The organism is Endozoicomonas sp. SESOKO1, assembly GCF_024606265.1.
In the GTDB taxonomy this organism is placed as follows: Bacteria; Pseudomonadota; Gammaproteobacteria; order Pseudomonadales; family Endozoicomonadaceae; genus Endozoicomonas.
In genome coordinates, this window is sequence record NZ_JAHHPP010000183.1 from 1 (window position 1) to 26,091 (window position 26,091).

The window sequence follows — 26,091 nt, forward strand, 5'->3', positions numbered from 1 at the left end:
CTCGTCGGGCTCATAACCCGAAGGTCGTTGGTTCGAATCCGGCTCCCGCAACCATCTTATCTCAACGTTCAACTCCTCATAAACACCCACACCATGCAACAAGTCGCCCAATCTTCACCCATTAAAAGAGCGCTGGTTGTTGAAGGTGGAGGTATGCGTGGAATTTTCACCGCAGGCATTCTGGACGCTTTTCTTGATAAAAGACTCAGTGCTTTCGATGGCTACTACGGCGTATCTTCTGGCGCACTGAATCTCAGTTCATTTATTGCAGGCCAACGTGGACGCAATCTGGATATCTACACCAATTTATGCCTTGAGTCTGAATTTATAAGCCTTCTGCGTCATATCAGGGGCGGAGACCTGTTTGATCTTGACTGGTTTTTCCAGAAGCTTTCGCAGCAAAACGCTTTAAACTTTCCCCGCTTCAAAAAAAAGCTCAATCAGCAAAGCTTTACCGTTGTCAGCACATGTATTGATACCGGAAAACCCGTTTATCACAGCATAGATAGCAACACTCCAAATGAGGTTATCAACGACGCACTGAAGGCAAGCAGCGCCTTACCCATGATTTATCGCAAGCCGGTATTTGTAAATAACCAAGCCTTGACCGATGGCAGCTTATCAGACCCCTTGCCAATACAAAAAGCCATTGATGACGGCCATAATCAGATTATTGTACTTAGAACCAGGCAAGCCAGCTTTCGCAAACACTCTGCCACCGGATCAAGGATTTATGCCTGGAAAAATCGTCAAATGCCAGCGGTATCGATGCTGATAAAAGAACAAAACACTATTTACAATCAGGCAGCAGACTTTGCAGAATCGGTTGCACAGGATAAAAGTGTACAACTGGTTCACATCTCCCCACTTAAGCCGCTGAACACCTCCAGAGGAACCAGACACAGAAATCACCTTTTTTCTGATTACCACAGTGGCTACACACTTGGCTACAGCCTTGCTGAACAACTGACATGAGATTCCGCTTCAACCCGACACCAACCCACTATCAAATTTATCTCACCTGTCTTAACTATCTGCTAGATTAAAAATCTGTCGGTATAAGAGCCTGCTTAGACATCTTAATGCGAACTGAAAACGACGATAAACAACCCTGTAATTTTTTTCTCATTGTATAGCTCGACTTTACATAGAAGAAAGCCAATATACAGAAGCTTTATCTCTCATTTTACATACCCGCAAAAGATCATATATGGCCTTTAGCTGCAGACACATCACATTTACCCAATACCCCACCTTCAAATGAGGGTCTACCATGCCAAGACAGGTTCTCATCCCAATTGCTGATGGTTCTGAAGACATTGAAGTTGTGACGATCATAGACACACTCAGGAGAGCCGGTGCTCAAGTGACTGTTGCCAGCTGCCTTCCTGATGGAAACCAGGCCATCACCGCCTCACAGAAAACACAGATCACAGCTGATGTTCACATAGAAGCCTGCACAGGCAAACCGTTTCACCTGATCGCCCTTCCCGGCGGCATGCCCGGTGCCGAAAACCTTAAGGGCTGCAAAACGCTTATAAAGCTGCTTAATGATCAGCAAAAAGCCGGGAAATGGTATGCCGCTATATGCGCTTCCCCTGCGATTGTCCTTGCTCAGCACGGTTTATTGGATAACGTTCATGCAACATGTTACCCAAGTTTTATGGATCAGATGGAAGGTGCCCTGCCACATCCCGGAAACACCATCGTAGTGGATGAAAAAAAACGGGTTATAACAGCCCAGGGTCCAGGCAATGCCATGGGATTTTCATTTAAATTAGTTGATGCCCTCTATGGAAAAGATGCTTTCCGGCCGATAGCCAAGCAGATGATTGCAGATTGGGCGTTGTAATAATTTCCCAGAAAACACCCCAATCTCATCAACGATGTTAGTTGAACAGAGTTGTACAAATGTGTATAGAATACATATAAGGGTTTTCCAGAGCCGCAGGGAAGCCCAGCGAGTCAACCCACGAGGTATGAAAAATGGAAAGCTTTATCCTGATTGTGGCTGGTATTTTTGCACTGTATTACCTGAGTCAAAAACAGGACAATATGGCAGACAAGATGCTTGGTCACGAATTCAATCGTTTTGAGCGGATTTATCACAACATCACCTACTCTTGTCAAAACGCCACTATTGTCAGAAAGCAACTGACCAGTGGAATGCCCCTGCCCTTCATTCCATCGACCACATACTCAGTAAAAGCCTTATGTCTTACTGAAGACAAGCACTGGTTCTGGTTTGACGCCTCCATACGTCACATGAAAATGGATCGAACCAGTATCACACCGACAAATGCCAAAGAAGCATTTAATGCGTTGAAGGACGACCCTGAAATCCTGCATCGTTACTTCTCAAACCATGATCAGCAGTCAGCATGACGGTCTGTCATGCTTAACCCTCTTGATCAGCATTCCATTAAAAGACTGATCCAGCCCTGAAGCAACGCCAGTATCAGGAATTTATTTCCTAATACTGGTGTACAATAATTGAAATAGTCTGCTGTCTGTCAGCGCCAATATAAACAGCGCTCACTTTTCAGGCTAATTCACAACCACTGAATGCCGAAGGTCTTTACGCAAAATCTTACCAACAGGCGTCATTGGCAATTCATCACGGAATTCACACACTTTTGGCACTTTATAGGCTGTCAAATATTCACGACACCAGCTTAGTAACTCGTCAGATGTAAGGCTGTCATCTGATTTGACAACAAACAACTTAACCTTCTCCCCAGAGTTCTCATCAGGAACACCAATCGCTGCGCAGTTTGAAACCTTGGGGTGACCGGAAACAATATCCTCAATCTCATTCGGATACACATTAAAACCGGAAACCAGAATCATATCCTTGATTCGATCAACAATCCTGACGAACCCATCTTCCTGGATCACCGCTACATCACCCGTCTTCAGCCAACCATCGGTACTGAGCACTTCGGCTGTAGCCTCAGCTCGCTGCCAGTATCCGGACATAACCTGCGGCCCCCTGACACAAAGCTCACCAGGCTCACCTACTGCTGTCTCATTACCATTCTCGTCTACAGTTTTCAGCTCTGTAGAAGGTATTGGCAGACCCGCAGTACCTGGCTGTGACAAATCGCCGACTGGATTCATACAAACAGCCGGGGAACACTCTGTTAACCCATAAGCTTCAGAAATAATACACCCGGTCTCTTTATGCCAACTTTGAGCCGTCGCCTCCTGCAGCGCAGTCCCACCGGACAAAGTTACTTTTAAACCAGAAAGGTCGCATTCTTTAAATTTTGGATGATTCAACAAACTGGCAAATAATGTATTCAAACCAATAAAGACGGTAAAACGCCATGGCTTGATAAACTTAATGAACGTATCGGTATCTCTCGGATTAGCTATCAGAATACTGTGATTCCCCATAAACGGCATACACATTAAATGCACTGTGAAAGCATATATGTGATAAAGAGGTAAAGGCGCTATAAGAACTTCCTGCCCAGCTTTTAAGATGTTCCGCCCCTGTTCATCCACCTGAGACATCATCTCTTTGGACTGCAGCATATTGGCTATCAAATTCCTGTTAGTCAGCATGGCTCCTTTGGCAACCCCGGTAGTACCTCCGGTATATTGAAGTACCACCGGATCAGAAAGCTTGCCCTCTGGAACCGGCTGATAATCAGAGGCTTTTGCTGTTCTTAGGGTGTCAAGCAGCGGAACCGCATTGGGCAAGGAATACCGTGGCACCATCTTCTTAACATATTTGACCAGGAAGTTAACAATATGCCGCTTGGGAGCTGGCACCATATCAGCAAGACGGGTCACAAAAAGATGCTTTATATCTGTCTCACCAACCACTTCTTCAACGAGATGACCAAAGTTTTCGAAAAAAACTAACGCTTTTGCTCCCGAGTCTTTGAACTGTTGCAGCATTTCCCGGGCAGTATAAAGCGGATTGGTATTCACAATAACCAACCCGGCTCTCAACGCTCCATAAACGACAATAGGGTACTGTAGAAGATTGGGCATCTGAATCGCAATTCGATCCCCCGGTTTCAGATCGGTATTTCTTTGGATATATGCTGCAAACTGCTGACTGTAAAGATCAATGTCAGCATAGGTCAGTGTATGGCCAATGCCCGTAAATGCAGGGTGCGAGCTATTCTCATTTAAAAAAGCATTGATTACTGATAAAGCACTGGAATATTCATCAGGATTAACAGTATTACTAACCCCAGAAGGCCTTTTACCATTCCAGAATGATGCATCCATAGCACTGCGCCTCTTATTTTATGGTTATTGTTATCAGGGCTACCTAGCCTTTTTAAGCAATCTTACCCAACATTTTATCTACAGGCATCTAATAAGTGACGAGTTTGCCGAATAATTATCATGTAATATCTGGTAATGACGTTTTTTTTACCTTAATCTAGTTTTAGGATTCAATTTACGCAGATAGTCAGAGCACGTAAAGACAACAGTAATAACTACGGACAGAATCAACAGGATGTTGACAATAAAACCGTTTATGAGTCCAGTCAGATTATTTTCTGCGATAGCATGGCAGGAGGTGAGTTATGACTGAATTTTACCTGAAAATACTCTCTGGCAATCATATCGGTGCCGAGATTCCCATTGAGCCGGGCAGTTACTCCTTAGGAAAAGATGATGGCTGTGATCTGGTCTTGACCGATGACAACCTGAGCGATATCGAACTCATTATTGAGATTTTTAATGACGGACAGGTCAAAATCCAATCAGGCACAGCTGATACTGCTTTATATGTAAATGGACAACCTGCTGGCTCGAGTATTCAATATCGCCACTTTGATATTGTTACCTCAAGCAACCTGTTCATAGCTATTGGCCCTGCTGACGCTGAGTGGCCATCTCTTGCGCTACCAAACATCGCCCCGCCCCAAGCACAGGAACTGACTGTTAACGAGCAAGAACAGCCATCTCTTGCAGCAGATGAGCCTGATCTATCAGCATCTGACTTTGACCAGGAACTATCAGATCAACAAGATGAGGATGAAGGGGATGATTTTGAAGATACGTCTTTTATAGCAAGTATTGATAAAAGATGGCTTATCGCTATTCCATTAATACTGGTACTTGCGATAGCCAGCATGAGTATGATTATTCCCAGCACGGATACCAAAGTACAAAAAGTAACACCTATCCCGGGAGTTCTTGACATTTCGGCAAAGGCCAGAGAGCAACTTGGACTTAAAGAGGTGAAGTTCAAACAGTTACCTGACAAGTCATTATTCGTTTCAGGTTATACACAAACGCTTCAGGACAAACTTGAACTGCAAAAATTCCTCAGAAAGCAGGGTATTCCTTTTAATTCGCAAGTCATTGTTATGAATGAGATGCGTGATAACGCTGAATTACTCCTCAGAGCCCGTGGTTATGACACACTTGAACTCGAGCTGGATAACACCCCCGGGTCTCTGGTGTTAACCGGATATGTTTCAACATCTGATGAACTTGATAGCATCATCAGCATGCTCAAACAGGAAATTTATGGACTTATTTCGGTTGTTGATCAGGTTGAGAACCAGGTTAGTCGTGTCAATACCCTCAAATCCATGCTTCGGGAAAAAGGCTTGATACCAAGAATTAACGTCGTCGTCCGAAATCAAACAGTAATATTGAAAGGTCATCTACTCGATGAAGGACAAGTTTATGACCTGCAAACGGTAGTCACCAAGTTTCAGAAAAAATACGCCAACAAACCATCCATTGAATTAGCCACTAAGTACGCAGGAGGTACGCTAACCGACAGTCAGTCACCTTTATCATTAAATATACGCGGTATCAGTATGGGCAAGGTGCCTTACGTGATACTGATAGATGGTTCCAGGTACCTGATAGGAGCAAAACTTTCTAACGGGTATATAATTGAAGATATTAACCTTGAGTATCTTTTATTAGCTAACGGAACTGACAGAATCAAATACCGTCTTGGAGGGAACCGTGGCGGACAAATCAATGAATGAAGAGAATATTCTTCTATCAACCACTGAAGAACAGCTGATTCAAGATAAGGACGGCTCTTATCGGGATCAGATCCTTAATCACTTGCTCTCTGAAGCGACTCGCCTGAAAGGATTAAAGGATAAAGGCGCAGCTCCGGAAGATTTTTCAAAAATCGACAGTCTGCTAACCGCTGTAGTTGCGGCTATGGAAGTCGTTGATAAGAGCTGGAAACAGCATCACGGTCAATCAAAAGCCTGAGAGGGAACTCAGCCATGGCATACCAGGATACCTACAACCCTAATTACAACCAGCCAGGAAGCGCCGGTTTCAGCTTTGACAAAGTATCTGAAACATTCGGAAGCCAGGCAGAAGCACTTGATGCAGCACTGAAAACCCGTGTCGCCAATATGGATCCTAACAGCACCAAGGACATGGTTGAGTTCCAGGTTGAGTTCAACAAATACATGATTGTTGAAGGTCTTCGTTCAAGTATCGTCAAATCAATCAAGGATACAATACAGAGTATTATTCAGAAGCTCTAAACTAAACTTATGAATGGAGACAGTCAGCAATGATTGATGACAAGCTTTTAAAAACTCTGGCAGATATTGGCTTTATGGCCAGTGGCACCGGACTGCCGAAACATGCTTTTGGTATTTTCAACGGCATTGAAACCGCCAGGCCCGACAGTCCACTTAGCACCATTGGCTTTGCCCTTGAGTTCATGAATCGTAAACGGCACCAGGAAGCTATTGACCTGTTGCACAAGGAAGGTCTGGCAAAGCACCCCGATGCCCCTACCATCAAGGTTTTTCTGGGATTAGCTTTGATGTTCGAGGGGCGTAATAAAGAAAGTGAAGACTATCTTAAACCACTACTGTCTTCAAAAGAGTCAGAACCTGCTGAAATGGCCAGGGAACTTCTGGCTAACATCCACGGCCAATAGTTTATTCCGGAAGCTTATCTCGTAAAGCTTCCGGGAAGTTTTTCCCCGGTACAGCCTTTTCAATCATCCACTGCTTCACTACCGCTGTTAGAAAGGTCAAAAAACCCTCCACTTGCTTAGGGTTCTTGGCCATAGCCTGCACCAGACTGACAGACTTGCCTAACGTATCAACTGAAAAGTAATGGTCCGAAATCACCCTTTCAGAGAGTCTGGAACCAGACTCACTGACTATCCCCTTCCCTCCAATTTCACGCCTGAACTCAGTAATTGAGCCAGAAAGCAAATTTTTCACCAACTCATCTGACAGTCCTGCTGCAGGCTCGAACCACTCAGGTTCACCCCAGCGTTGGATCTCCTCTCCACCAAGACATAATCGGCTCATCACTCTGTTAAAATAATCTCTGAGACGCTTTCCTGAGAATGTCTGAAAGCCGGGAAATGTCCATAGATTCATTTTCTGTTGCCAATAAAATTGCTGATTCAGACGAGGCAGGTGACAAACAGATTGGCCTTTACAGCCTTCCAAAAGCGCACACCAGTCATCGTGATGATCCACGACGACCCTGAACGTAACATCAAGGCCCTTTTCAAAAGCACTGGCATATTGACTACAAAGGAAAGGCTTGATGTTCGATAACGAGTCGCTCTTACCAGTCCGAACCAGATTATTGATAACCAGACTCTCTTCAACCGGTGGCATCTCGACCAGTTCACCATTAACCAACTGGAATAGGCAATCCCTGTAACCAGTAAAATGAAACTGTTCAAAAACGCTCCAGACAGACGTGAGCATAAAGCTGTTTTCCGTGCCACAGAAGGCTCTTTGGGGATCATTCAACTCAGACTCGAACGCTTTTATAACACCCGGACAGAAAGCAGCTTTAACATCAACAAGGTAAGGTATGCCATTTCTGGATATAACATTCCGGTTATGAACATCTCCCAATCCCAACAAGATCGAGAAACCGGCAATAACTCCCAGGCGCTGGTAATAATCGTTAACCTGCTGGTCATCCAGCACCTCATTGCGACCTTTATCAACAAACTCACAATAGCCGTAAGCGCCATCAGAAGGTCCTGGCAATATCCTTATGGTTGCCAGCCCGGGCTGCCCATCCAGCCATTGGTTCAGCTTACCTGCGATATTACTATTGTCTGCAGTATGCCCGATAATCTGACGTTCAATAGCCAGATCCCTGTTTTTATAAACCAGCTTCTCGCCATTATCGCAAACGATAATGGCAATCATGCAAGAAGACGAAGTACTTAACGGAAAATCAAGGCAGGCAATACTCTGCGCTGGCTCTTGCCAACGATCAGAAAACAAATGATTTATATCCCCAAGATCTCTGTAAAACCGGGCAAATAATCTTTTAAAGTCTTTCAGTGCACGAATAACCCATAAACGATTCAAACGATACCACAAAGGAAATTCAGCACTCAGGAATAACAGCCCACCCTGCTCAACAATAGAGTCCAGGACATCGGTATATTGCACAGTCCCTTTCATCTGAGCAACCCAGCCAATTGCCTGCAACAGCTGGCCATCCAGCTTTGTAGCAAAAGGCTTTAACAGGCTCGCTCGAAACTCAGGATTTTCTGGCTGATTATGGTAAAACGACAGCTGCAAATCCAGCCAGCAAAGCAAAGGTTCCAGAAGTTTGAAACGATGAGATTCCGCATAATCGAGATGCAGCATCACCTCAGCCGATAGCCTTTGCTCTTCAGGCCACCATCTTTTTTGATGGTTAGCTTGCTTTATTAACGGCTCACCGGTAAGTGCCAGCAGTTGATATTTACACATCCACATAAAATTTAATAGCAATGCCGGTTCCTTTGGAAACCTTGCCTTCAAATCGGTCAAATGGCTACCGGATAAACAATGATTAGCTATCTGCTCAATCAGGTCAGTATTCAAGAATGAGTCCATCTCGGCATAGTGAACAAACTGCTCGGATCTCAGCAGCAATCTGACGCCCCGATCCGTTGTCTTAAAGAACTGGTCATCAGCCAACTGACTGGCCGGGTAATGCTCAAATATCTGATGATAAGGAAGTCCCACTGGCCTTTTATTTAATCGGGAAATCTGTTCCGCGTCTTTATTCAGGACACTCACCAACTGATGGTATTCATCAACAATCGCTTCCCAGCGATAATTTTCAAATACTCTCTGCCTTCCTTGCTCCCCAATGCTCGACAGAAGCTCAGGCTGCTGAATCAGGTCATGAATTTTCTCAGAACATTGACTCAAATTGACCGCAGTCCCCTGCGCTTGCAGTAAATGGGCGTGCTCCGTCAATAATGGACCAAGTGGACGGGCAAGATCATCCAAATCTGTCGATACGGTTTCAATCAAACAGCCACTGACACCATCCTCAACCAGTTCCGAATAACCATTCCAGTCGGATAAAACAACAGGCTTCCCATTAACCATTGCTTCCAGGGGTACGATGCCAAAACTTTCCTGAATATTATCCGAAAGCGTCAGAACCAGATCACAGGCTGACAGCCATTGATGTTTACGGTCATCTTCAATTTCCAACTCAAAACGAATACAGCCTTCAAGATTTAAATCATAGGCTTGTTTTAACAGGGACTGCACAGCCGAACTGTCTGCATCTCCTGCTCCCGAAATGATCCACTTGATATTTCTGTACCCATAACCTTCCACAAGATCATTCACTACCAGCAATACTGGATTGAGATCCATCTTGTTTGAAGGGGCAATCCGGCCAAGGGTTAAAATAACAAAAGATTCCTGAGCAACACCCAATATCCCTCTGGCTTTCTCTTTACTTCCTGAATAGTGTTCATCGGGTTCTATCCCCAGAGGCAGCTTCATAACACTGCCCTTGTAAGGTATGGCCACACCAATATGATCTGAAATACTGGAACTTGCAGCAGACAACAGACGCATCATCACTTTTTTCTGCGCCTTACTGCTGCATAAAATTGCGTCACAGCTTTTTAGCGGTGACAACAGAAGATCACGGGTATTTGACATATTTGAGTCTGTACTCAGCGTATGTGCCCGGCCCGTAATAGGAAATGGTTCCAGACAGTAAGCGTCACGAAGCGCTGCAAGATGGCCAATCCAGGGATCACCTTGATGGAAAACCTGATACGTGATCCTGGAAAAATACCTGCTTAACTCATGAGCTGGTAAGAAATGAATAGCTTTATCACTGCCATAATGCTGAAGAAAAGATTCCCAACCTGACTTCAACTCGGGCAATAATGACTGAGGGGTAAATATATGTATTTCTCTGAATCGACTGTAACGAATGATCGCTTTCAGAAATCCATCATTGGCACGGCGAAGTCCATTGAAATAGGCAGCTTCAGTACTGGCAACCAGGCAACCAAATACGGAGGAACGAGTGGATTGCTGCTTTTTCGAAGGCATATCGAACAACTCTAATCATTGACATACCTTATATATCGAACTGACAGCACCTTCTATTAGGGCATGAACATCATGGCAGAGCCTGAAGGCGGGGCACTTTGGCCAACCCATTTTACAAACAGTTCATGATTATTGGCCAATGCTACAATTGCCTCTTCAATAACATCAACACTGAGACTCTTTATCGAAGCAGAAGCATATAAAGCCAGTGCATTGGCATCAGGGTCGATACACAACGAAACACGCTCATGGGCAACCAGAGCCAGATTTTTTTCCAGCAGCCTGATCAACAGTTCTTCTCGGTTACTGTTAACTTCAGGCAGCTTTGCAATGATGCTATAAGCATAAAAGCGACCATTGGCCTGAAAACAGGAAACCTCGACCCGATCATTAACCACCAGAGAATATCTGTCGTTTACATACTCCAGTTCGCCCATCTGCTGGCGAGCAGCGTATGAATTCATCAATTGTTCAAAGCTCATAGCATCCATGTCCCTGGTTAAAATAAATTCTGAAAGGCTTCCTTGCCTTTTCTTAAGCCCTGCCTTTCTTAAGCATAGTGCAGCTTAATTACTTGACCAGATGCCCCGAAGCCGGTGCCAATGGGCGAGATTTCAAAGAAATCCTTCTGAACAGAATAACAAGAACGATGAATGCCACCAGTGATGCGACAAAGCCCACTGAAATCGAGTGAGTAATTCCCATTACCAGATATCCGAACATGGCTACAGCCGCGATGCTAAGCGCGTAAGGAAGCTGAGTATTGACGTGATCAATATGGTGACAGGATGCCCCGGTGGACGAAAGGATTGTCGTATCAGAAATCGGAGAGCAGTGATCACCAAACACAGCACCTGCCAGTACAGAAGCCAACATGGGCAGCATCATGGCTATGTCAGCTGCAGCAGCCATATCTCCGGCAATTGGCAGCATAATGCCAAAGGTGCCCCAACTGGTCCCGGTAGCAAAGGCCATCACACCAGAGACAATAAAAAGAATCATGGGCAGGAAACTGGGAGAAATATTCCCACTAACCAGGCTAGCCAGATACTTACCGGTCTCCAGCTGGCCGATTATTCCCGTCAGAACCCAGGCAAATACCAGGATATAAATGGCTGGCAACATGGACTTACTGCCCTCAACCAGAGCCTTCTTCCAGATTTCTCCAGAGATATTTCGACTCAGCAGACGGGCTATCGCAAACAAAAGGCCAATCAACCCACCGCTGATCAGCGATAAAGTAACATCAGTATTCTCAAAGGCACCAAGAATAGAAAATGTCTGATTGTCACTGGCAAGAGCGGTATACCCTGTCCAGATCATGGCAGTCATGGTAGCCAGTACCAATACCAGAATCGGTGCAACCAGGTCAGCCACACGGCCGTTTTTATCTTCTTCCAGGGCTGGAGCTCCCGGGGGGTTACCCTTACAGGCGTCAAAAAGACTGCCGGAAAGCGCTGCATTCTCATGCCTGGCCATAGGGCCAACATTAAGATCCATGGCTGCAGTACAGAAAACCAGTGCCAGGGCAAAAATTGCATAAAGGTTCATAGGAACCATGGCCATGAATGAAAAGACAGGGCTATCACTGCCAACGCCATGGGTCGCCACAATAGTACCCACCAGGGCAATGATATAAGCACCCCAGCTTGAAATTGGCATAATTACGCAGATTGGTGCAGCGGTCGAATCAATCAAATAAGCCAGCTTGGCTCTTGAGACTTTGTGCCGATCGGTGAGCGGCTTACTGATACTACCCACAGCAAGGCTGTTGAAATAATCATCAATAAAGATAATAACACCAAGAAAAACCGTCAGTACCTGCGAGCCCTGACGGGTCTTGACGCGCTGACGTGCCCACTCACCAAAAGCCCTGGCTCCACCAGAAATACTGATCAGGCTGGTGATCACACCCAGAACCAGCAAAAACAACAGAATATAGATGTTGCTTAAATTAAGACCCTCATCCCAAAACACACCAACAAACCCATCAAAAATACGGCGAATGGTGATAAGCGGGTTCAAGCCGGTGAGCAGTAAAGCACCAGTGACAATACCAGCCCCCAGAGACCATAATACTTTTCGGGTTATTACCGCCAGAATAATCGCGATGGCTGGAGCCAATAAAGATAACGATGAATCACTGAAAGTGGTTAATTCCATAAAACTGATCTCGTTTTTTGATCACGCAAGCCCGCTATTCCATTATTTATCAGGATGAGTGAACCATTTGTCATTAGATCAGGAGGCAAGCGTACATGGAGGAAGCACCTGTAAGGAAACCTTATCAGCGCTCTCTGGTACCCGTTAGCTCTCCACAGTAAAAACTGTGACAATAGTACACCTGTTCGATGCACTACCAGTGAGGCTGGTTGACCACCAGACTCACTTCGGCGTCATTTCCTTTCAACCGGACCACGGTCGTCAACCTATTCCGATTTACTGATAAATAGCGCGCCTCTAACTAGGGAAAGAGGATCACAGGCAGGAACGTAGCAAGAAAATAATCACTACATTACTCCTGAATGGGCGCATTATGCACCATTGCTCCCGATATAAATACCCAAAGCAAATATAAGCGTGGGAATCAGACATTACATTTAGTAATAACTGTATCACTCCCACTCAATCGTAGCCGGAGGCTTACTGGATACATCATAGGTCACCCGCGAAACATGCTCAATTTCATTGATGATCCGATTAGAGACTTTTTCCAGCAGATCATAAGGCAGGTACGCCCATCGAGCGGTCATAAAGTCAATGGTTTCCACCGCTCTCAGGGCAATGACATACTCATATCGACGACCATCTCCAACCACGCCAACGGATTTCACCGGCAGGAATACAGCAAAAGCCTGACTGGTTTTTTGATACCAGTCTGCCTTGCGCAGCTCCTCAATAAAAATAGCATCCGCCTGGCGGAGAATATCCGCATATTCCTTCTTAACTTCACCGAGGATACGAACGCCAAGTCCCGGTCCCGGGAATGGATGACGGTAGACCATGTCATAAGGCAGGCCCAGTTCAAGACCAATGGTACGAACCTCATCCTTGAACAGCTCACGAAGAGGCTCAACCAGCTCCATCTTCATGTCTTCCGGCAGCCCACCCACATTATGATGGGACTTGATGACATGGGCTTTACCGGTTTTTGAGCCGGCAGATTCAATAACATCCGGATAGATGGTTCCCTGGGCCAGATAAGCAATGTTATCCAGCGCTCCGGCATGCTCATCAAACACTTCGATAAAGGTATTGCCAATAATCTTGCGCTTTTCTTCAGGGTCCTGAACCCCTTTCAGACGACTCAGGAACAGATCTGCAGAATCTGCACGAATAACCCGAACCCCCATATTTTCTGCAAACATGGCCATAACCTGGTCTCCCTCGTGAAGACGAAGCAGACCATTATCGACAAAGACACAAACCAGCTGATCACCGATTGCCTTATGAAGCAAAGCCGCTACCACACTGGAGTCAACACCACCAGACAATCCCAGCAACACCTTCTGGTCGCCCACCTGTTCACGAATACGGGCAATGGCGTCATCGATGATCTTGCCTGGCGTCCACAGTTTCTGGCACCGGGCAATATCAACCACAAAACGCTCAAGAATTCGTAAGCCCTGGGTGGTATGGGTCACTTCAGGGTGGAATTGGACGCCGTAATACTGCTTTGCTTCGCAAGCCATGGCAGCAATCGGGCAGGAACCGGTGGAAGCAGCAACCACAAAGCCATCAGGAATGGCCGTCACTTTATCCCCATGGCTCATCCAGACATCCAGGGTAAGATGGCCACCTTCACAGACATGGTCTTCGATGCCATCAAAAAGGCGAACTTTCTCTTCCAGCTGAACCTGCGCATAGCCAAACTCACGAAGCTCAGAGGTACTGACCTTGCCACCCATCTGCTCTGCCATGGTCTGCATGCCATAACAGATACCCAGAACAGGAACGCCAAGTTCAAAAACAATGTCAGCGGCTCGTGGAGAGTTATCACCGGTAACGGATTCAGGACCACCGGACAAAATGATCGCTTTCGGGTTGAACTCCCGAATATCAGCATCATCCATATCGTATGGATGAAGTTCACAATAAACGCCAATCTCACGAATTCTTCGGGCGATAAGCTGAGTATACTGGGAACCAAAATCAAGAATCAGAATTCGATCTGAATGGATATCCTGGGACATGACTAATCTCTAAGTCCTTTAATCAGCAAGGCAGGTAGACTTAACCTGACTGAAAGTAAGCAGCCGACCAGAAGCTGTTTGATTTCTGCCCGGCTGTAAGTTTCAACATTAACAACGAGGGGGAAGCTTAACCAACACGATAATTGGGTGCTTCTTTGGTGATCGTCACATCGTGGACGTGAGACTCGGCCATACCGGCATTAGTCACACGGACAAACTGTGGCTGGGTACGCATGGTCTCCATATCAGGAGAGCCGGTATAACCCATTGCTGCACGCAAGCCACCCACCATCTGATGAATAATGGCATGCAGAGGCCCCTTGTAAGGTACACGACCCTCAATACCTTCAGGAACCAGCTTTTCAGCGCCTTCTTCCGCACTCTGGAAATAACGGTCACTGGAACCGGAAACCTGGGACATTGCCCCGAGAGAGCCCATACCACGGTAAGCTTTATAGCTACGCCCCTGGTAGAGTTCCACTTCACCAGGAGCCTCTTCGGTACCGGCCAGCATACTGCCCAGCATGACAGTGCTGGCACCGGCAACAATCGCTTTTGCCAGGTCACCGGAAAAGCGGATACCGCCATCGGCAATAACAGGGACGCCGGTATCTTTCAGCGCTTCAACCACATTGGCAACCGCACTGATCTGAGGCACACCAATACCGGTAACAATACGGGTAGTACAGATAGAGCCTGGACCGATACCCACTTTAACCGCATCAGCGCCCGCTTCAACCAGCGCCTTGCCAGCCTCAGCTGTGGCAATATTACCACCGATCACCTGGACCTGCGGGTAGTTTTCCTTCACCCACTTCACTCGCTCAATCACGCCACGGGAATGGCCATGGGCGGTATCCACGATAATAACATCAACACCGGCAGCCACCAGGGCAGTCACACGTTCAGGCGTTTCAGCACCCGTACCGACCGCTGCACCCACACGTAACTGTCCCTGACTGTCTTTCGACGCATTCGGATACCGCTGGGCCTTTTTAATGTCCTTAACGGTCATCATACCGGTGAGATTGAACTGATCATCAACCACCAGCACCTTTTCAATACGATGCTTGTGCAGCAGCTTGCGAACGGTTTCCGGATCAGTGCCTTCATTAACCGTTACCAGACGGTCTTTTTGGGTCATGATCTCGGAAACGGCTTTATCCAGATTGGAGACAAACCGGACATCACGACTGGTAACAATACCCACCAGATCGCTGCCAGAAAGCACGGGGACACCGGAGATATTATGTCTGGAGGTCAACTCCAGAAGATCCCTGACGGTGGCACTGGCATCAATGGTAATCGGGTCTTTGACCACGCCACTTTCATGCTTCTTAACCTTGCGAACTTCAGCAGCCTGCTGCTCGGGCGTCATATTCTTGTGAATAATTCCGATACCGCCTTCCTGAGCCATGGCAATGGCCAGAGAGGCTTCGGTAACGGTATCCATCGCTGCAGATATCAGCGGAATATTCAGCTCGATACCACGGGTCAGTTTCGTTTTCAGGGACACATCTTTGGGTAGGACTTCGGAATAGCCGGGCAGGAGGAGGACATCGTCGAAAGTGAGTGCATCTTGTGCAATTCTCAGCATTGCCTGTTACCAAGAGTTTATGGGAAAAAAATTCGGACAAGTATACCCTATATTTCAACTTCAGCTAAACCACTTATTCAGGCAGAATATCAAAAAACCGATAATCCGCTGCCAGGTTTGATCCATGCACCGCTTTACTGACAACTTCACCGACACACCTGCTCACAATGCTGAAGCTCCGGCAAAAGCCCTTTCTGTAACGGAATTAAATGGTAAAGCCAGGCGACTGCTGGAGATGAATTTCAATAATGTGCGTGTTGAGGGTGAAATATCCGGACTGGCCCGTCCCAGCTCCGGGCATTGGTATTTCACCCTGAAAGACAAACAGTCCCAGATCCGCTGCGCCATGTTCCGCAATCGTAACCAGGTACTGAAGTTTGTCCCTACTGAAGGCATGTTGCTCGTGGTCAGGGGGCGAGTGAGCCTGTATGAAGGGAGAGGCGACTATCAACTGATTGTCGAACACATGGATAACGCCGGCACCGGCGACCTCCAGAAAGCCTTTGAGGTTCTCAAGGCGAAACTGGCCGCTGAGGGCCTGTTCGACATCACTCGCAAACAACCCCTGCCCGCCCATCCAAAGCATATCGGGGTGATCACCTCACCCACCGGCGCCGCCATCCGGGATATTCTAACGGTACTGAAAAGACGCTTTCCTGCCATACCGGTCACTATTATTCCCAGTTCGGTACAAGGGGAGCAGGCAAAACATGAACTGGTCAGTGCATTAAAACTTGCAGAAAGTGCCAGCCAGTTTGATGTCCTGATTATGGGACGCGGAGGCGGTTCACTGGAGGATTTGTGGCCATTTAATGAAGAGTTGGTGGCCAGGGCGATAGCAGACTGCCCTATTCCCATTGTCAGCGCCGTTGGTCATGAAATCGACTTCACCATTGCTGACTTTGTTGCTGATCACCGGGCCGCAACCCCATCCGCAGCGGCGGAAATCCTCAGCCCGGATCGTCAAGCCTTATTAAATCAGCTTCACCTGATCACCAGAAAGCTCACTACACTGACACGCCATAAGCTCCAGTTAAGCAATAGAGAGCTTGATAGCCTGCAAAAACGGTTAAGACACCCCGGAGAGCGCCTGAGAGAAAACAGCCAGCGGCTGGATGATCTGGAAATCCGCTTAAAACAGGCCATTACCCTGAAACTGGAGCGCGTTCAATCAAGCTTGGGACGGATCAAAGACCGGGCACATCAGCAAAACCCCCAACGTAAATTGGAACTGCTGAAAAGCCGTAATGAACATATGGGGCAAAAACTGATTCAGCTCATTTCGAACAGCCTGGAAAGACGCCAACTGAAGCTGGAGAAAGTTTCGGGAGAATTGAACGCGGTGAGTCCTCTGGCAACCCTTTCAAGGGGCTATGCCATAGCAATGACTGGAGATGCCATCATCCGAAGCAGCCAGCAGCTGCGCGAAGGCGACCTGGTGACCACTCGATTCTCCAGGGGCGAGGCGATCTGCAAAGTAGAAAAAATCACAAATTAAAATGAACGGCTAACCAGATGGTATCAACATCGGGTTCAGTCCGGGCGACCCGATGCCTGCATTGGGATGGCAGCATAATATAATCACCGGGATAAAGGGTGACGGGGGTTCGCTCCCCTGCAAACTCCAGCACAGCTGAACCACTTAACAGGACCACCCACTCATCCCAGGCCTGATCGTACCACTCCCCTGTTGGTGTGATATGACCACGGGAAACAATCCGCTCTATCTTAACATCACCGGATGCCTGCAGAGTCTCAAACAACTCTTCAGGTAGCTCATCAGGTATATGCTTGAACAGATTGTTTTTCATTGACTTCTTCCGGTCACTCAGGAACGTTTCGTCTTACGCTTTTCCCGGGCAATCTGTGCAGACTTTTCAACTCTGCGCTTGCGGTGAACCTGCCTCTGGTCAAGCTCCCGGGCTTCCGCATAAGGGTTATCACCTGAGCGAAACTCAATTCGAATAGGCGTCCCCATAATCTTCAGCACTTTACGGAAAGTATTTTCCAGATAACGTCGATAAGCTGCTGGCACCCGCTCAGTCTGGTTGCCATGAATGATAATCGTTGGCGGATTCATGGCACCGGCATGACAGTAACGCAACTTAATACGGCGATTATTGACCATGGGAGGCTGGTGCTCCTTAACGGCATCCTCCAGAATGCGCGTCAGACGGTTGGTCGACAGCTTATTGGTCGCTGCTTCATAAGCCTCTTCAATAGAGTCATAAAGATTGCCAACACCGGTCCCGTGTTTTGCGGAAATCATATGAATTCGGGCATAGTTAATAAACCCAAGCCGACGCTTCAGCTCGGCCTTTACCTGCGTTTTATGGTCTTCCTGCATGCCATCCCACTTATTCAGTGCAATGACCACAGCACGACCCGCGTCCAGCACAAAGCCCAGCAGATGCAGGTCCTGCTCCACAATACCTTCACGGGCATCCAGAACCAGAACCACCACATTGGCATCCTCAATCGCCTGAAGCGTCTTGATGACCGAAAACTTTTCAATGGATTCGGAGACCTTTCCCCGTCTGCGGACACCGGCCGTATCAATCAGCGTATAGTCCTGACCAAAACGCTCATAGGGAATGTAAACGCTGTCACGGGTCGTTCCCGCCTGATCGTAAACAACAACACGCTCTTCGCCTAACAAGCGATTAACCAGGGTAGATTTACCCACATTGGGACGACCAACGATACCAATCTTGATACCTCTTGGCCTGGTTGACAGCTCCTCAGACTCTTCAGCCTCACCGTCAGTACACTCCAGCAGCACGTCATTGATCATGTTGCTGACGCCCCGCCCATGCACGGCGGCAATATGATAGGCATCACCAATTCCCAGGGAAGCAAAATCCGTCTCGGCCTGCTCCGCATCAACCCTGTCCACTTTATTAAGCACAAGGTGATACTTTTTTCCCTGCTTGCGAAGGTGCAGAGCAATCATTTCATCAGCAGCGGTCAATCCGGCCCTGGCATCCACCAGAAACAGAACAACATCCGCCTCATTGATGGCTGCCAGGGACTGTTCTGCCATGGCAGAGTCAATCCCAGCTTCATCACCGGAAATGCCGCCGGTATCGACAACAATATAGGGGTGCGAACCAATCTTGCCCTCACCGTATTTCCGGTCACGGGTTAACCCGGCCACATTGGCTACCAAAGCATCCCGGGAACGGGTCAGACGGTTAAAAAGGGTGGACTTGCCAACATTTGGCCGGCCCACCAGGGCAATTACAGGAACCATAAGATTTACCAAAATTACAAAGTGCGCAGCGGAAAAATCATTCAGAACAGGACATTCCCGGTGCATCGGTCGTGAGACCGAAACTAAAAACGGGCCGAACCCTTTCAAGGTTCGGCCCGACAACATGCTTAAAGATCTACAGATTGCGTCTGCCTAATCGGAAGCTTTTTCCTTCAAGGCAACCAGCTCTCCATCAGCCGACAATACCAGGATCAACTCACCATCCACCAGGGGCTGAGCTTTAATTGCCGAAGAGTCTGCCTTGAAACGCCCAGCCTGGCTACCATCAACCTGTGACAACAGGTGAACATAACCCTCACCGTCGCCAACCACTACATAGCTGCTGAACGCCGCAGGCGCTGACAGTTGACGGAATTGAAAATCTTCCTGTCGCCAGTTAGAGGCACCGGTTCTCTGATCTATGGAACTGACATAACTCTCTTCACTGGTCAGATAGATAGAGCCAAAACCTTCTGTCATGGATTCATAGCTGGACAGCTCTTTTGCCCAGCGGACCCGTCCACTGTAAAGATCCAGTGCAGCAACATTACCCTGGAAGCTGCCAAAGAAAATGATGTCTCCAACGACCAGCGGGGCACCCTTGATATCAACCATCCGTTCGAGTTCAGTACTGCCCTTGGGTGCAGCAACCCGGGAACTCCAGAGCGGTGCGCCATTTTTCAGACGGAAGGCTTTTGCTTCGCCACTGGCAAACCCTGCAAACACCGCTTCACTGAATATCAGTGGTGAAGCTGAACCCCTTAACGTCAGTGCCGGCTGAAGCGCTTCCTGACGCCAGAGATACTGCCCGCTCTCGGCGTCGAGCACGGTCAGCCGGTCATCAATACTCTGAACGGCGACGTAAAAACCATCGGTTACCGGCGCACTGAGAATCTCGCTGCTGACTCGCTCTCTCCAGAGCTCATTGCCATTGTCCTGGTTCAGGGCAATCACTTCACCATCCAGCGTCCCCAGAAGCACCATGCCCGCCGCAGCACTGACACCGCCACCAACACGGGTATTGAGTTTTGTCTTCCAGACTTCCTTTCCGGTATCACGCTCCAGCGCGAAAACCGTGCCTTCTGCACCAGAAACAAAGACTTTGTCACCATCCAGCGCCGGCTTCAGGCTTTCGAACCGCTTACCAACCCCTTTGCCAACACCTCTGGACCACACTTCAACCAGCTTGACCTTTTCCTCAGCAATCTTCTGGAGAGGCTTGGCAGTTCTTACCTCCTCTTCATCCGATGAAAAAAGACTGCATGCAGAGAGTCCCAGCATCAGCAGAAGGATCAAAGAGCCTCTGAATAACCTCTCCATTTTGTTATCCCTCCTGAGTCGCCATCTGAGGTGGCATTGCTGCCAGATTGTCCAGCTTGAGTTGCAGCAATGGGCGATTCAGGCCACTCTCCTGCGCTGCATCGACTGCTTTCTGGTAGGCCATCTCAGCCTGCTGGCGATCACCAAGAGCAAGGTAAGCATCGCCTTTTGCTGACTCAACGGTTGCCTCATAGGACTTGCCGACATTCAGTCTGGTGAGAATATCAAGAGCCTGTTGACCATTATCGGAAGACTCACTTATCAACACCCTTGACAACCGAACACTGGCCATTGTCTGGACTTCAGATGCAGGCTTCTGAGCCAGAACCCACTCCAGGGAAGCCCTGGCAGCACTCAACTGGTTATCCTGTACCTGCTGTTGAGCCAGAAAAAGCGTTGCAAACGCAGCATACTGACTACTGCCATGATCATTTTGTAATGAAGCAACAACATGGCTTACCGTTGCTTTTTGCTCCTCAGTCAGAGGCGCTGAAAACTGAGCCTGTTGCTCCAGGGACGAGCCATTGGCAATAGTATCCAGCAAGTTCTGATAAAGTGATGAAGCTTCAGCGACTTCCTGCGCCTGGGTCTTCTGCCAGTACTGGTAACCGGAAACCGCTGCCAGTGTAATGGCAACACCCAGCACAACCGGCTGACCATAGTCTTTCCATAGATTCTTGAGCAGTTGGACCTGCTCTTCATCAGATTGGTAACTCACCCTTTACTCCTGACTTCTTTCCTGAAACCGTTAACAGTACGAACGCATCAATGAGCAGTTTACTGAACAGCGGTATTCTATAGTACTTTCCGCAAATATCCGGCCACATCGGCGATTGATAGCTTCTGCTGGGCTTCATCAGTCCTCAAGGGCTTCACAGTAACCATTCCTGCACCCAACTCATCTTCACCCAGAATAAGAGCATAGGCAGCACTACTGCGATCTGCACGCTTCATTTGCGCTTTAAAACTACCACCACCGCAATTCATCAGCACCTTCAGCTCTGGTAACGCATCACGCAGTCTTTCCACGACAGGAAGGACTCTGTGGCCAACACCGTCACCAACCGCAACAACCGCTACATCCACCCGGTTGGAGACCGTTTCCGGCAGTAACCGAAGGGTTTCCAGCATCAATACCAGACGTTCAATACCCATGGCAAAGCCTACGGCAGGGGTCGGCTTACCACCTAACATTTCAACCAGGGCATCATAACGACCGCCAGCGCACACGGTACCCTGGGCCCCCAGGCTTTCTGTCACCCATTCAAAAACGGTTCTGCCATAATAATCAAGGCCGCGCACCAGTCTGGGATTAACACGATAAGCCACACCCGCCTCATCCAGAATCTGCTTTAACTGGGCAAAATGTTCCTGTGACTCTTCATCCAGATAGTCGAACAGCTCGGGGGCACCGGCAACGATTTTCTGCGTGTCATGATCTTTACTGTCCAGTATTCTCAGTGGATTGATGGTCAGACGACGGCGGCTGTCTGCATCCAGCTCTGCTTCATAATCCTTGAGATAAGCCACCAGGGCTTCACGGTAGCGGATACGGGCTTCGAGAGTGCCGAGGGTATTCAGCTCCAGCGTGACATGCTCGGACAAGCCAAGCTTTTTCCAGAAACGCGCAGTCATCATGATCATTTCCGCATCAATATCCGGACCGGTCATGCCATAAGCTTCAACACTGATCTGGTGAAACTGACGGTAACGACCTTTCTGAGGACGCTCATAACGAAACATCGGGCCAGAAGTCCACAACCGTTGAATCTGGTTGTAAAAAAGGCCCTGCTCAATACCCGCGCGAACAACCCCGGCCGTAGCCTCAGGACGAAGGGAAAGCTTGTCACCATTACGATCTTCAAAGGTGTACATCTCTTTCTCAACAATATCCGTACCCGAGCCGATGCCACGACTGAACAGGGCAGAGCTTTCAACAACCGGCACCCGGATTTCCTGATAACCATATGTGCTCAGGACAGAACGTACCTGCTGCTCAAGATACTGCCAGACAGGTGTCTGTTCGGGAAGAATATCATTCATCCCACGAATGGCTTGAAGCTGCTTGCCCAAGTTCAAATGTCCTCTAGCTAAAAACCCACACAACATCGCCCGGCTCGTCTGGAACAGGAGATATGGCGGTTCGCAATCAAATGCACATGGCGCGTGAAAATATTTTGCGCCACCCCTCTGGTATGAAAAATGGTTGAGCAAAATATTTTTCACGACAAAAGCAAGCAACTATAACCGTTAACGCCTTTGTGTGACAATCCCACAACCCTGTTATCAGAGAGCGCTCACTGCTACTTATTCACCAAAAAGAAAGCATTTAAGGAATTATTGATTTACCCCTGACCATTGCCTGTCAACAAAATACTGGCCACTCGAGTACTCGAGCTGGGTTTGTTGACTGGCTTGCCGTCGAGCAGAATACTCTCCACACCGCGCGTATTGCCGAAACGGAGATTCAATGGAGGAAAAACATCGAGATTAATGGAGGACCCGGCTTTCTGTATGGCTGAAATCAGCACTTCACCGCTGGCATCCTTTATTTCAATCCAGCAATCTTCTGAGAAATCAATAACAAGAGGCTTGGCAAGATCAACAACCGGCTTATTTGGCCCAGCCGTCGCTTCAAAAACTTCAGAACTGTCCAGGGCTATTGGGGGAAACTCTGCATTAACCTCTTTAAGATCAGGTTCATCTTTTTTCTGGCTGTATTCTTCTTTTGCAATCTCTTTTGAAATCTCTTTTGAATAAGAGTTGTCATGGGTTGGAATATCACCTTCCTTCAGGCTGTCACTGATAGCCTCAGCAGAGGGAACAGAAACACCACTATCAGTAGTTACCAGAGGATCAGGCATTTCTTCAGAGGCTCCTTCGACAATGGCCACCTCGACCACCGGTTTGATGCCCAGCCAGTTATTCCAGAGGAAATAGCCAAAGCCTCCCAAAGAAACAAGCAACAATAACGCAAGCGCATATACCGGGGAGGGTGCACTGTGGGCTCGCAAGGGCTTCAATTTCCTGGAACCCTGCAAACGCGGTGATTCCAACCCATCGATTCCAATGAAATGGTCAAAATCCTTAACCAGATCCTCACCATTCAGCCCTACCAGTTTCGCATAATTCCGGATGTAGCCACGAACAAATGCTGCCTGCGGCAACAGGTCAAACGAACTCTCCTCAATGGCACTTACATAACTTTCCGTAATCTTCAGACTTTCAGCCACTTCAGGGATAGAAAGCCCATGACTGTTGCGAGCCTGGGCCAGTAAAGCGCCCGGAGCATACTTCTGAATGGTTTCTTCCCGCTGAGTATCCTGTTCACTCATGACCCAATCGACTCCGATACTGCTTCAGCTCCATAGAGCCAGGATAAAGTCTTTCCAGCCGCAATGCATAACCGGCCGCTTTACTTTGATCCCGGTTTGCCGTTGCCAGTTCAATACCCAGTAGCAAGCTGCGGGCACTCTGCTCAGCTGCTTCATCAAAAGTCTGGTAGTGCTGCCACCCCTTATAGAGATTGCCTTGTTCTTTGTAGATAGCGGCAAGCTCCAGATTGGCTCTTGGCAAGTTACTGTTCAGACGAAGCGCCCGGGTAAAGTGCTCAACTGCCAATGAAGACTGCCCCATCCGTAAAGCAACAATACCCATGTTTTCAAAGGTTCGGCTACGCTGGGAATAAGCGACATCCTCCGAAGCCAGCTCAAACTGGCGATAAGCATCCTGAAGCCTGTTTCTGGAGAAAAGGAAAGCGCCAAAATTATTGCGTATGTCAGAGGCATCAGGGTCAATGGCCAGCGCCCTGTTGAATGCCTTCTGGGCAAGCTGATCTTCTCCCTGACGCTGATAAGCCATACCCAGCATGCCATGGACGCTGGCCGAGTCCGGTTCGATCTCAAGGGCTCTTTCCAGGGGCTTTACCGCTCTTTCCGAGTAGCCTTCCTGAAGATAGCCTTTGGCAAGATTCATATAGTCCACAACTGCCCTGTTCTCATTAACAGGCCTGTCTGTGGTGACACAGCCTGTCAGTGCCAGAGATACAGAAAACAGAAGTGCTATGGGCTTCATTTTGACTCCCATGCTTATCCCCACATTTGCAATTGTTAAATATATTTGACACGCCGCTTTCGAGAATAGCACCTTCAAGGTTCCAGTCCGGTAACAAACTGCCCGATGACCGATGCATCCCGGGCAGCACTCTATATCTGCCTTGCTGCTATGTAGCGTTCACTGCGCCGGGTCTTGTCCATTACATTGCCCACTAACTGGCCGCAGGCAGCGTCTATATCGTCACCTCTTGTCTTTCTTACGGTCGCGTTAAAACCGGCCAGCTGCAAACTTTCCTGAAAACGCCTCACTGCATTATTGCTGGGTCTTTCATATCCCGAGTGTGGAAATGGATTGAAAGGAATAAGGTTTATCTTGCAGGGCACATCTTGCAGCAAAGCAATCAATTGCTGAGCCTGTTCAGGTTGATCATTAACACCGGCAAGCAACGTATATTCGATCGTAACGACCCGCTTACTGTCCGTCAAACTGTTCATGTAATGATTTATCGCATCCAGCAGCTGTTCCAGCGGGTACTTCCGGTTGATGGGAACCAGCTGATTTCTCAGCTCGTTATTGGGCGCATGAAGAGACACGGCCAGTGAGACATTGGAAACTTCACTTAACTTTCTCAGCGCAGGAACAACACCGGATGTACTCAACGTTACCCGCCGTTTTGACAAACCATAGCCAAGATCATCCATCATCAGGTCCATGGCATCAACGACATTATCGAAGTTCATCAATGGCTCGCCCATACCCATCATGACCACATTGGTAATGGATCGATCCATCTTGGCCGGCACATTGCCAAAATGACGGGCCGCAACCCACACCTGCCCAATGATTTCAGCTACCGTCAGGTCAGAGTTAAAACCCTGCTTGCCCGTCGAACAGAAACTGCAATCCAGGGAACAGCCTGCCTGGGAAGAGACGCACAGTGTCCCGCGCCCATTTTCCGGGATGAAAACCGTTTCAACACAGCTGCCAGTGGCAACCCGCACAACCCACTTACAGGTGCCATCTTCGGAAAAATGGCTGCTGACCACCTCTGGACCACGAATTTCAGCATTGACCTTAAGCCGTTCACGAAGCGATTTACTGATGTTCGTCATATCATCGAAATTATCAACCCGATGATGATGGATCCACTTCAAAACCTGCTCAGCACGGAATTTTTTCTCGCCAATAGTGAGAAAGAAGGCTTCCATTTTTTTTCGGGAAAGCCCCAGCAAATTGACTTTTGCTTTTTGGCTGGACAGCCCGCCAGAAAGTTCACTGGCCTGATCGATAGATGGCTCGATCAATTCTGACATCTTATTAATACCTCAAAGCCATCAGAGGTATTTCCCCCTGATGGCT

The 26,091-nt window shown here is 47.9% G+C and carries 22 protein-coding genes and 1 riboswitch; of the genes, 8 read left to right on the forward strand and 14 right to left on the reverse strand.

From position 1 onward, the window contains the following. Positions 1-93 precede the first annotated feature (93 nt). The 3 genes from KDK13_RS08835 to KDK13_RS08845 all read left to right on the forward strand — a co-directional run bounded on the left by KDK13_RS08835 (position 94) and on the right by KDK13_RS08845 (position 2,385). Positions 94-975 carry a patatin family protein gene (locus tag KDK13_RS08835; protein WP_257284641.1) on the forward strand — a complete coding sequence of 294 codons (882 nt, stop codon included), beginning with the start codon at positions 94-96 and terminating at the stop codon, positions 973-975. Positions 976-1,273: 298 nt separating this feature from the next. After that, on the forward strand, positions 1,274-1,852 hold the full coding sequence (locus tag KDK13_RS08840) for a DJ-1 family glyoxalase III (RefSeq protein WP_257284611.1): 579 nt from the start codon (positions 1,274-1,276) through the stop codon (positions 1,850-1,852). A gap of 134 nt (positions 1,853-1,986) precedes the next feature. Continuing rightward, entirely contained in the window at positions 1,987-2,385 is a 399-nt protein-coding gene (locus KDK13_RS08845; protein WP_257284612.1) for a hypothetical protein, read from the forward strand. Positions 2,386-2,547: 162 nt separating this feature from the next. On the opposite strand, the gene KDK13_RS08850 is transcribed toward KDK13_RS08845, so the two are convergent. Continuing rightward, complete coding sequence (locus tag KDK13_RS08850; RefSeq protein ID WP_257284613.1) at positions 2,548-4,248, reverse strand: AMP-binding protein; 1,701 nt, start codon at positions 4,246-4,248, stop codon at positions 2,548-2,550. Positions 4,249-4,553: 305 nt separating this feature from the next. On the opposite strand from KDK13_RS08850, the gene sctD reads away from it, so the two are divergent. Genes sctD through KDK13_RS08870 form a run of 4 tightly spaced genes read left to right on the forward strand, consistent with a single transcriptional unit; the run spans position 4,554 to position 6,907 of the window. After that, positions 4,554-5,981: a type III secretion system inner membrane ring subunit SctD gene (gene sctD, locus KDK13_RS08855; protein WP_257284614.1), complete on the forward strand. Its 1,428-nt coding sequence runs from the start codon at positions 4,554-4,556 to the stop codon at positions 5,979-5,981. Beyond that, on the forward strand, positions 5,974-6,219 hold the full coding sequence (locus KDK13_RS08860) for a hypothetical protein (protein ID WP_257284615.1): 246 nt from the start codon (positions 5,974-5,976) through the stop codon (positions 6,217-6,219). The genes sctD and KDK13_RS08860 overlap by 8 nt, the downstream gene beginning before the upstream one ends. Positions 6,220-6,233: 14 nt before the next feature. Next, positions 6,234-6,503, forward strand: a complete 270-nt coding sequence (locus tag KDK13_RS08865; RefSeq protein ID WP_257263167.1) for an EscF/YscF/HrpA family type III secretion system needle major subunit — start codon at positions 6,234-6,236, stop codon at positions 6,501-6,503. A 29-nt stretch (positions 6,504-6,532) separates the two neighbouring features. Then, a complete protein-coding gene (locus tag KDK13_RS08870; protein ID WP_257284616.1) occupies positions 6,533-6,907 on the forward strand; it encodes a M48 family metallopeptidase in 375 nt (124 codons plus the stop codon). Position 6,908: 1 nt separating this feature from the next. Here the strand turns inward: KDK13_RS08870 and KDK13_RS08875 are convergent, their stop codons facing one another. From KDK13_RS08875 to guaB, 5 genes are all read right to left on the reverse strand, one after another. Further along, positions 6,909-10,313: a DUF4135 domain-containing protein gene (locus tag KDK13_RS08875; protein WP_257284617.1), complete on the reverse strand. Its 3,405-nt coding sequence runs from the start codon at positions 10,311-10,313 to the stop codon at positions 6,909-6,911. A 56-nt stretch (positions 10,314-10,369) separates the two neighbouring features. Continuing rightward, complete coding sequence (locus tag KDK13_RS08880; protein WP_257284618.1) at positions 10,370-10,795, reverse strand: CesT family type III secretion system chaperone; 426 nt, start codon at positions 10,793-10,795, stop codon at positions 10,370-10,372. A gap of 88 nt (positions 10,796-10,883) precedes the next feature. Continuing rightward, on the reverse strand, positions 10,884-12,476 hold the full coding sequence (locus tag KDK13_RS08885) for a Na+/H+ antiporter NhaC family protein (protein WP_257284619.1): 1,593 nt from the start codon (positions 12,474-12,476) through the stop codon (positions 10,884-10,886). A 137-nt stretch (positions 12,477-12,613) separates the two neighbouring features. Then, positions 12,614-12,784, reverse strand: a riboswitch (Lysine riboswitch). Positions 12,785-12,928: 144 nt separating this feature from the next. Beyond that, positions 12,929-14,506, reverse strand: coding sequence for a glutamine-hydrolyzing GMP synthase (gene guaA, locus KDK13_RS08890; protein WP_257284620.1), 1,578 nt, complete (start codon positions 14,504-14,506; stop codon positions 12,929-12,931). Between the two features lie 127 nt (positions 14,507-14,633). Next, positions 14,634-16,103: an IMP dehydrogenase gene (gene guaB / locus KDK13_RS08895; protein ID WP_257284621.1), complete on the reverse strand. Its 1,470-nt coding sequence runs from the start codon at positions 16,101-16,103 to the stop codon at positions 14,634-14,636. 124 nt (positions 16,104-16,227) lie between these two features. Between guaB and xseA the strand changes: the two genes are divergently transcribed. Further along, positions 16,228-17,601: an exodeoxyribonuclease VII large subunit gene (gene xseA, locus KDK13_RS08900; RefSeq protein ID WP_257284622.1), complete on the forward strand. Its 1,374-nt coding sequence runs from the start codon at positions 16,228-16,230 to the stop codon at positions 17,599-17,601. Here xseA and KDK13_RS08905 read toward each other — a convergent pair. From KDK13_RS08905 to rlmN, 8 genes are all read right to left on the reverse strand, one after another. After that, a complete protein-coding gene (locus KDK13_RS08905; RefSeq protein ID WP_257284623.1) occupies positions 17,591-17,914 on the reverse strand; it encodes a cupin domain-containing protein in 324 nt (107 codons plus the stop codon). The genes xseA and KDK13_RS08905 overlap by 11 nt on opposite strands. 17 nt (positions 17,915-17,931) lie before the next feature. Then, positions 17,932-19,356: a ribosome biogenesis GTPase Der gene (gene der, locus KDK13_RS08910; protein WP_257284624.1), complete on the reverse strand. Its 1,425-nt coding sequence runs from the start codon at positions 19,354-19,356 to the stop codon at positions 17,932-17,934. 153 nt (positions 19,357-19,509) lie between these two features. Further along, positions 19,510-20,676, reverse strand: a complete 1,167-nt coding sequence (gene bamB, locus KDK13_RS08915; protein ID WP_257284625.1) for an outer membrane protein assembly factor BamB — start codon at positions 20,674-20,676, stop codon at positions 19,510-19,512. Between the two features lie 4 nt (positions 20,677-20,680). Beyond that, the gene (locus tag KDK13_RS08920; protein ID WP_257284626.1) at positions 20,681-21,394 is read right to left on the reverse strand and encodes a tetratricopeptide repeat protein; all 714 of its coding nucleotides are present in this window, start codon (positions 21,392-21,394) and stop codon (positions 20,681-20,683) included. A gap of 77 nt (positions 21,395-21,471) precedes the next feature. Then, positions 21,472-22,749, reverse strand: coding sequence for a histidine--tRNA ligase (hisS, locus tag KDK13_RS08925; RefSeq protein ID WP_257284627.1), 1,278 nt, complete (start codon positions 22,747-22,749; stop codon positions 21,472-21,474). Between the two features lie 272 nt (positions 22,750-23,021). Then, entirely contained in the window at positions 23,022-24,011 is a 990-nt protein-coding gene (locus KDK13_RS08930) for a RodZ domain-containing protein (protein ID WP_257284628.1), read from the reverse strand. Continuing rightward, positions 24,004-24,750 carry a type IV pilus biogenesis/stability protein PilW gene (gene pilW / locus KDK13_RS08935; RefSeq protein ID WP_257284629.1) on the reverse strand — a complete coding sequence of 249 codons (747 nt, stop codon included), beginning with the start codon at positions 24,748-24,750 and terminating at the stop codon, positions 24,004-24,006. Before pilW ends, KDK13_RS08930 begins: the two co-directional genes overlap by 8 nt. 131 nt (positions 24,751-24,881) lie before the next feature. Further along, a complete protein-coding gene (rlmN, locus tag KDK13_RS08940; protein ID WP_257284630.1) occupies positions 24,882-26,045 on the reverse strand; it encodes a 23S rRNA (adenine(2503)-C(2))-methyltransferase RlmN in 1,164 nt (387 codons plus the stop codon). Positions 26,046-26,091 lie beyond the last annotated feature (46 nt).

Excerpts from the sequence above, each read along its gene's own strand:
- rlmN (WP_257284630.1), bottom strand. The coding sequence starts at position 26,045 with ATGTCAGAATTGATCGAGCCATCTATCGATCAGGCCAGTGAACTTTCT.
- KDK13_RS08885 (WP_257284619.1), bottom strand. The coding sequence starts at position 12,476 with ATGGAATTAACCACTTTCAGTGATTCATCGTTATCTTTATTGGCTCCA.
- pilW (WP_257284629.1), bottom strand. The coding sequence starts at position 24,750 with ATGAAGCCCATAGCACTTCTGTTTTCTGTATCTCTGGCACTGACAGGC.
- KDK13_RS08880 (WP_257284618.1), bottom strand. The coding sequence starts at position 10,795 with ATGAGCTTTGAACAATTGATGAATTCATACGCTGCTCGCCAGCAGATG.
- sctD (WP_257284614.1), top strand. The coding sequence starts at position 4,554 with ATGACTGAATTTTACCTGAAAATACTCTCTGGCAATCATATCGGTGCC.
- KDK13_RS08875 (WP_257284617.1), bottom strand. The coding sequence starts at position 10,313 with ATGCCTTCGAAAAAGCAGCAATCCACTCGTTCCTCCGTATTTGGTTGC.
- KDK13_RS08840 (WP_257284611.1), top strand. The coding sequence starts at position 1,274 with ATGCCAAGACAGGTTCTCATCCCAATTGCTGATGGTTCTGAAGACATT.
- KDK13_RS08905 (WP_257284623.1), bottom strand. The coding sequence starts at position 17,914 with ATGAAAAACAATCTGTTCAAGCATATACCTGATGAGCTACCTGAAGAG.
- KDK13_RS08865 (WP_257263167.1), top strand. The coding sequence starts at position 6,234 with ATGGCATACCAGGATACCTACAACCCTAATTACAACCAGCCAGGAAGC.
- xseA (WP_257284622.1), top strand. The coding sequence starts at position 16,228 with ATGCACCGCTTTACTGACAACTTCACCGACACACCTGCTCACAATGCT.
- KDK13_RS08850 (WP_257284613.1), bottom strand. The coding sequence starts at position 4,248 with ATGGATGCATCATTCTGGAATGGTAAAAGGCCTTCTGGGGTTAGTAAT.
- KDK13_RS08860 (WP_257284615.1), top strand. The coding sequence starts at position 5,974 with ATGAATGAAGAGAATATTCTTCTATCAACCACTGAAGAACAGCTGATT.
- KDK13_RS08930 (WP_257284628.1), bottom strand. The coding sequence starts at position 24,011 with ATGAGTGAACAGGATACTCAGCGGGAAGAAACCATTCAGAAGTATGCT.
- KDK13_RS08835 (WP_257284641.1), top strand. The coding sequence starts at position 94 with ATGCAACAAGTCGCCCAATCTTCACCCATTAAAAGAGCGCTGGTTGTT.
- bamB (WP_257284625.1), bottom strand. The coding sequence starts at position 20,676 with ATGGAGAGGTTATTCAGAGGCTCTTTGATCCTTCTGCTGATGCTGGGA.
- guaB (WP_257284621.1), bottom strand. The coding sequence starts at position 16,103 with ATGCTGAGAATTGCACAAGATGCACTCACTTTCGACGATGTCCTCCTC.
- KDK13_RS08845 (WP_257284612.1), top strand. The coding sequence starts at position 1,987 with ATGGAAAGCTTTATCCTGATTGTGGCTGGTATTTTTGCACTGTATTAC.
- guaA (WP_257284620.1), bottom strand. The coding sequence starts at position 14,506 with ATGTCCCAGGATATCCATTCAGATCGAATTCTGATTCTTGATTTTGGT.
- der (WP_257284624.1), bottom strand. The coding sequence starts at position 19,356 with ATGGTTCCTGTAATTGCCCTGGTGGGCCGGCCAAATGTTGGCAAGTCC.
- KDK13_RS08870 (WP_257284616.1), top strand. The coding sequence starts at position 6,533 with ATGATTGATGACAAGCTTTTAAAAACTCTGGCAGATATTGGCTTTATG.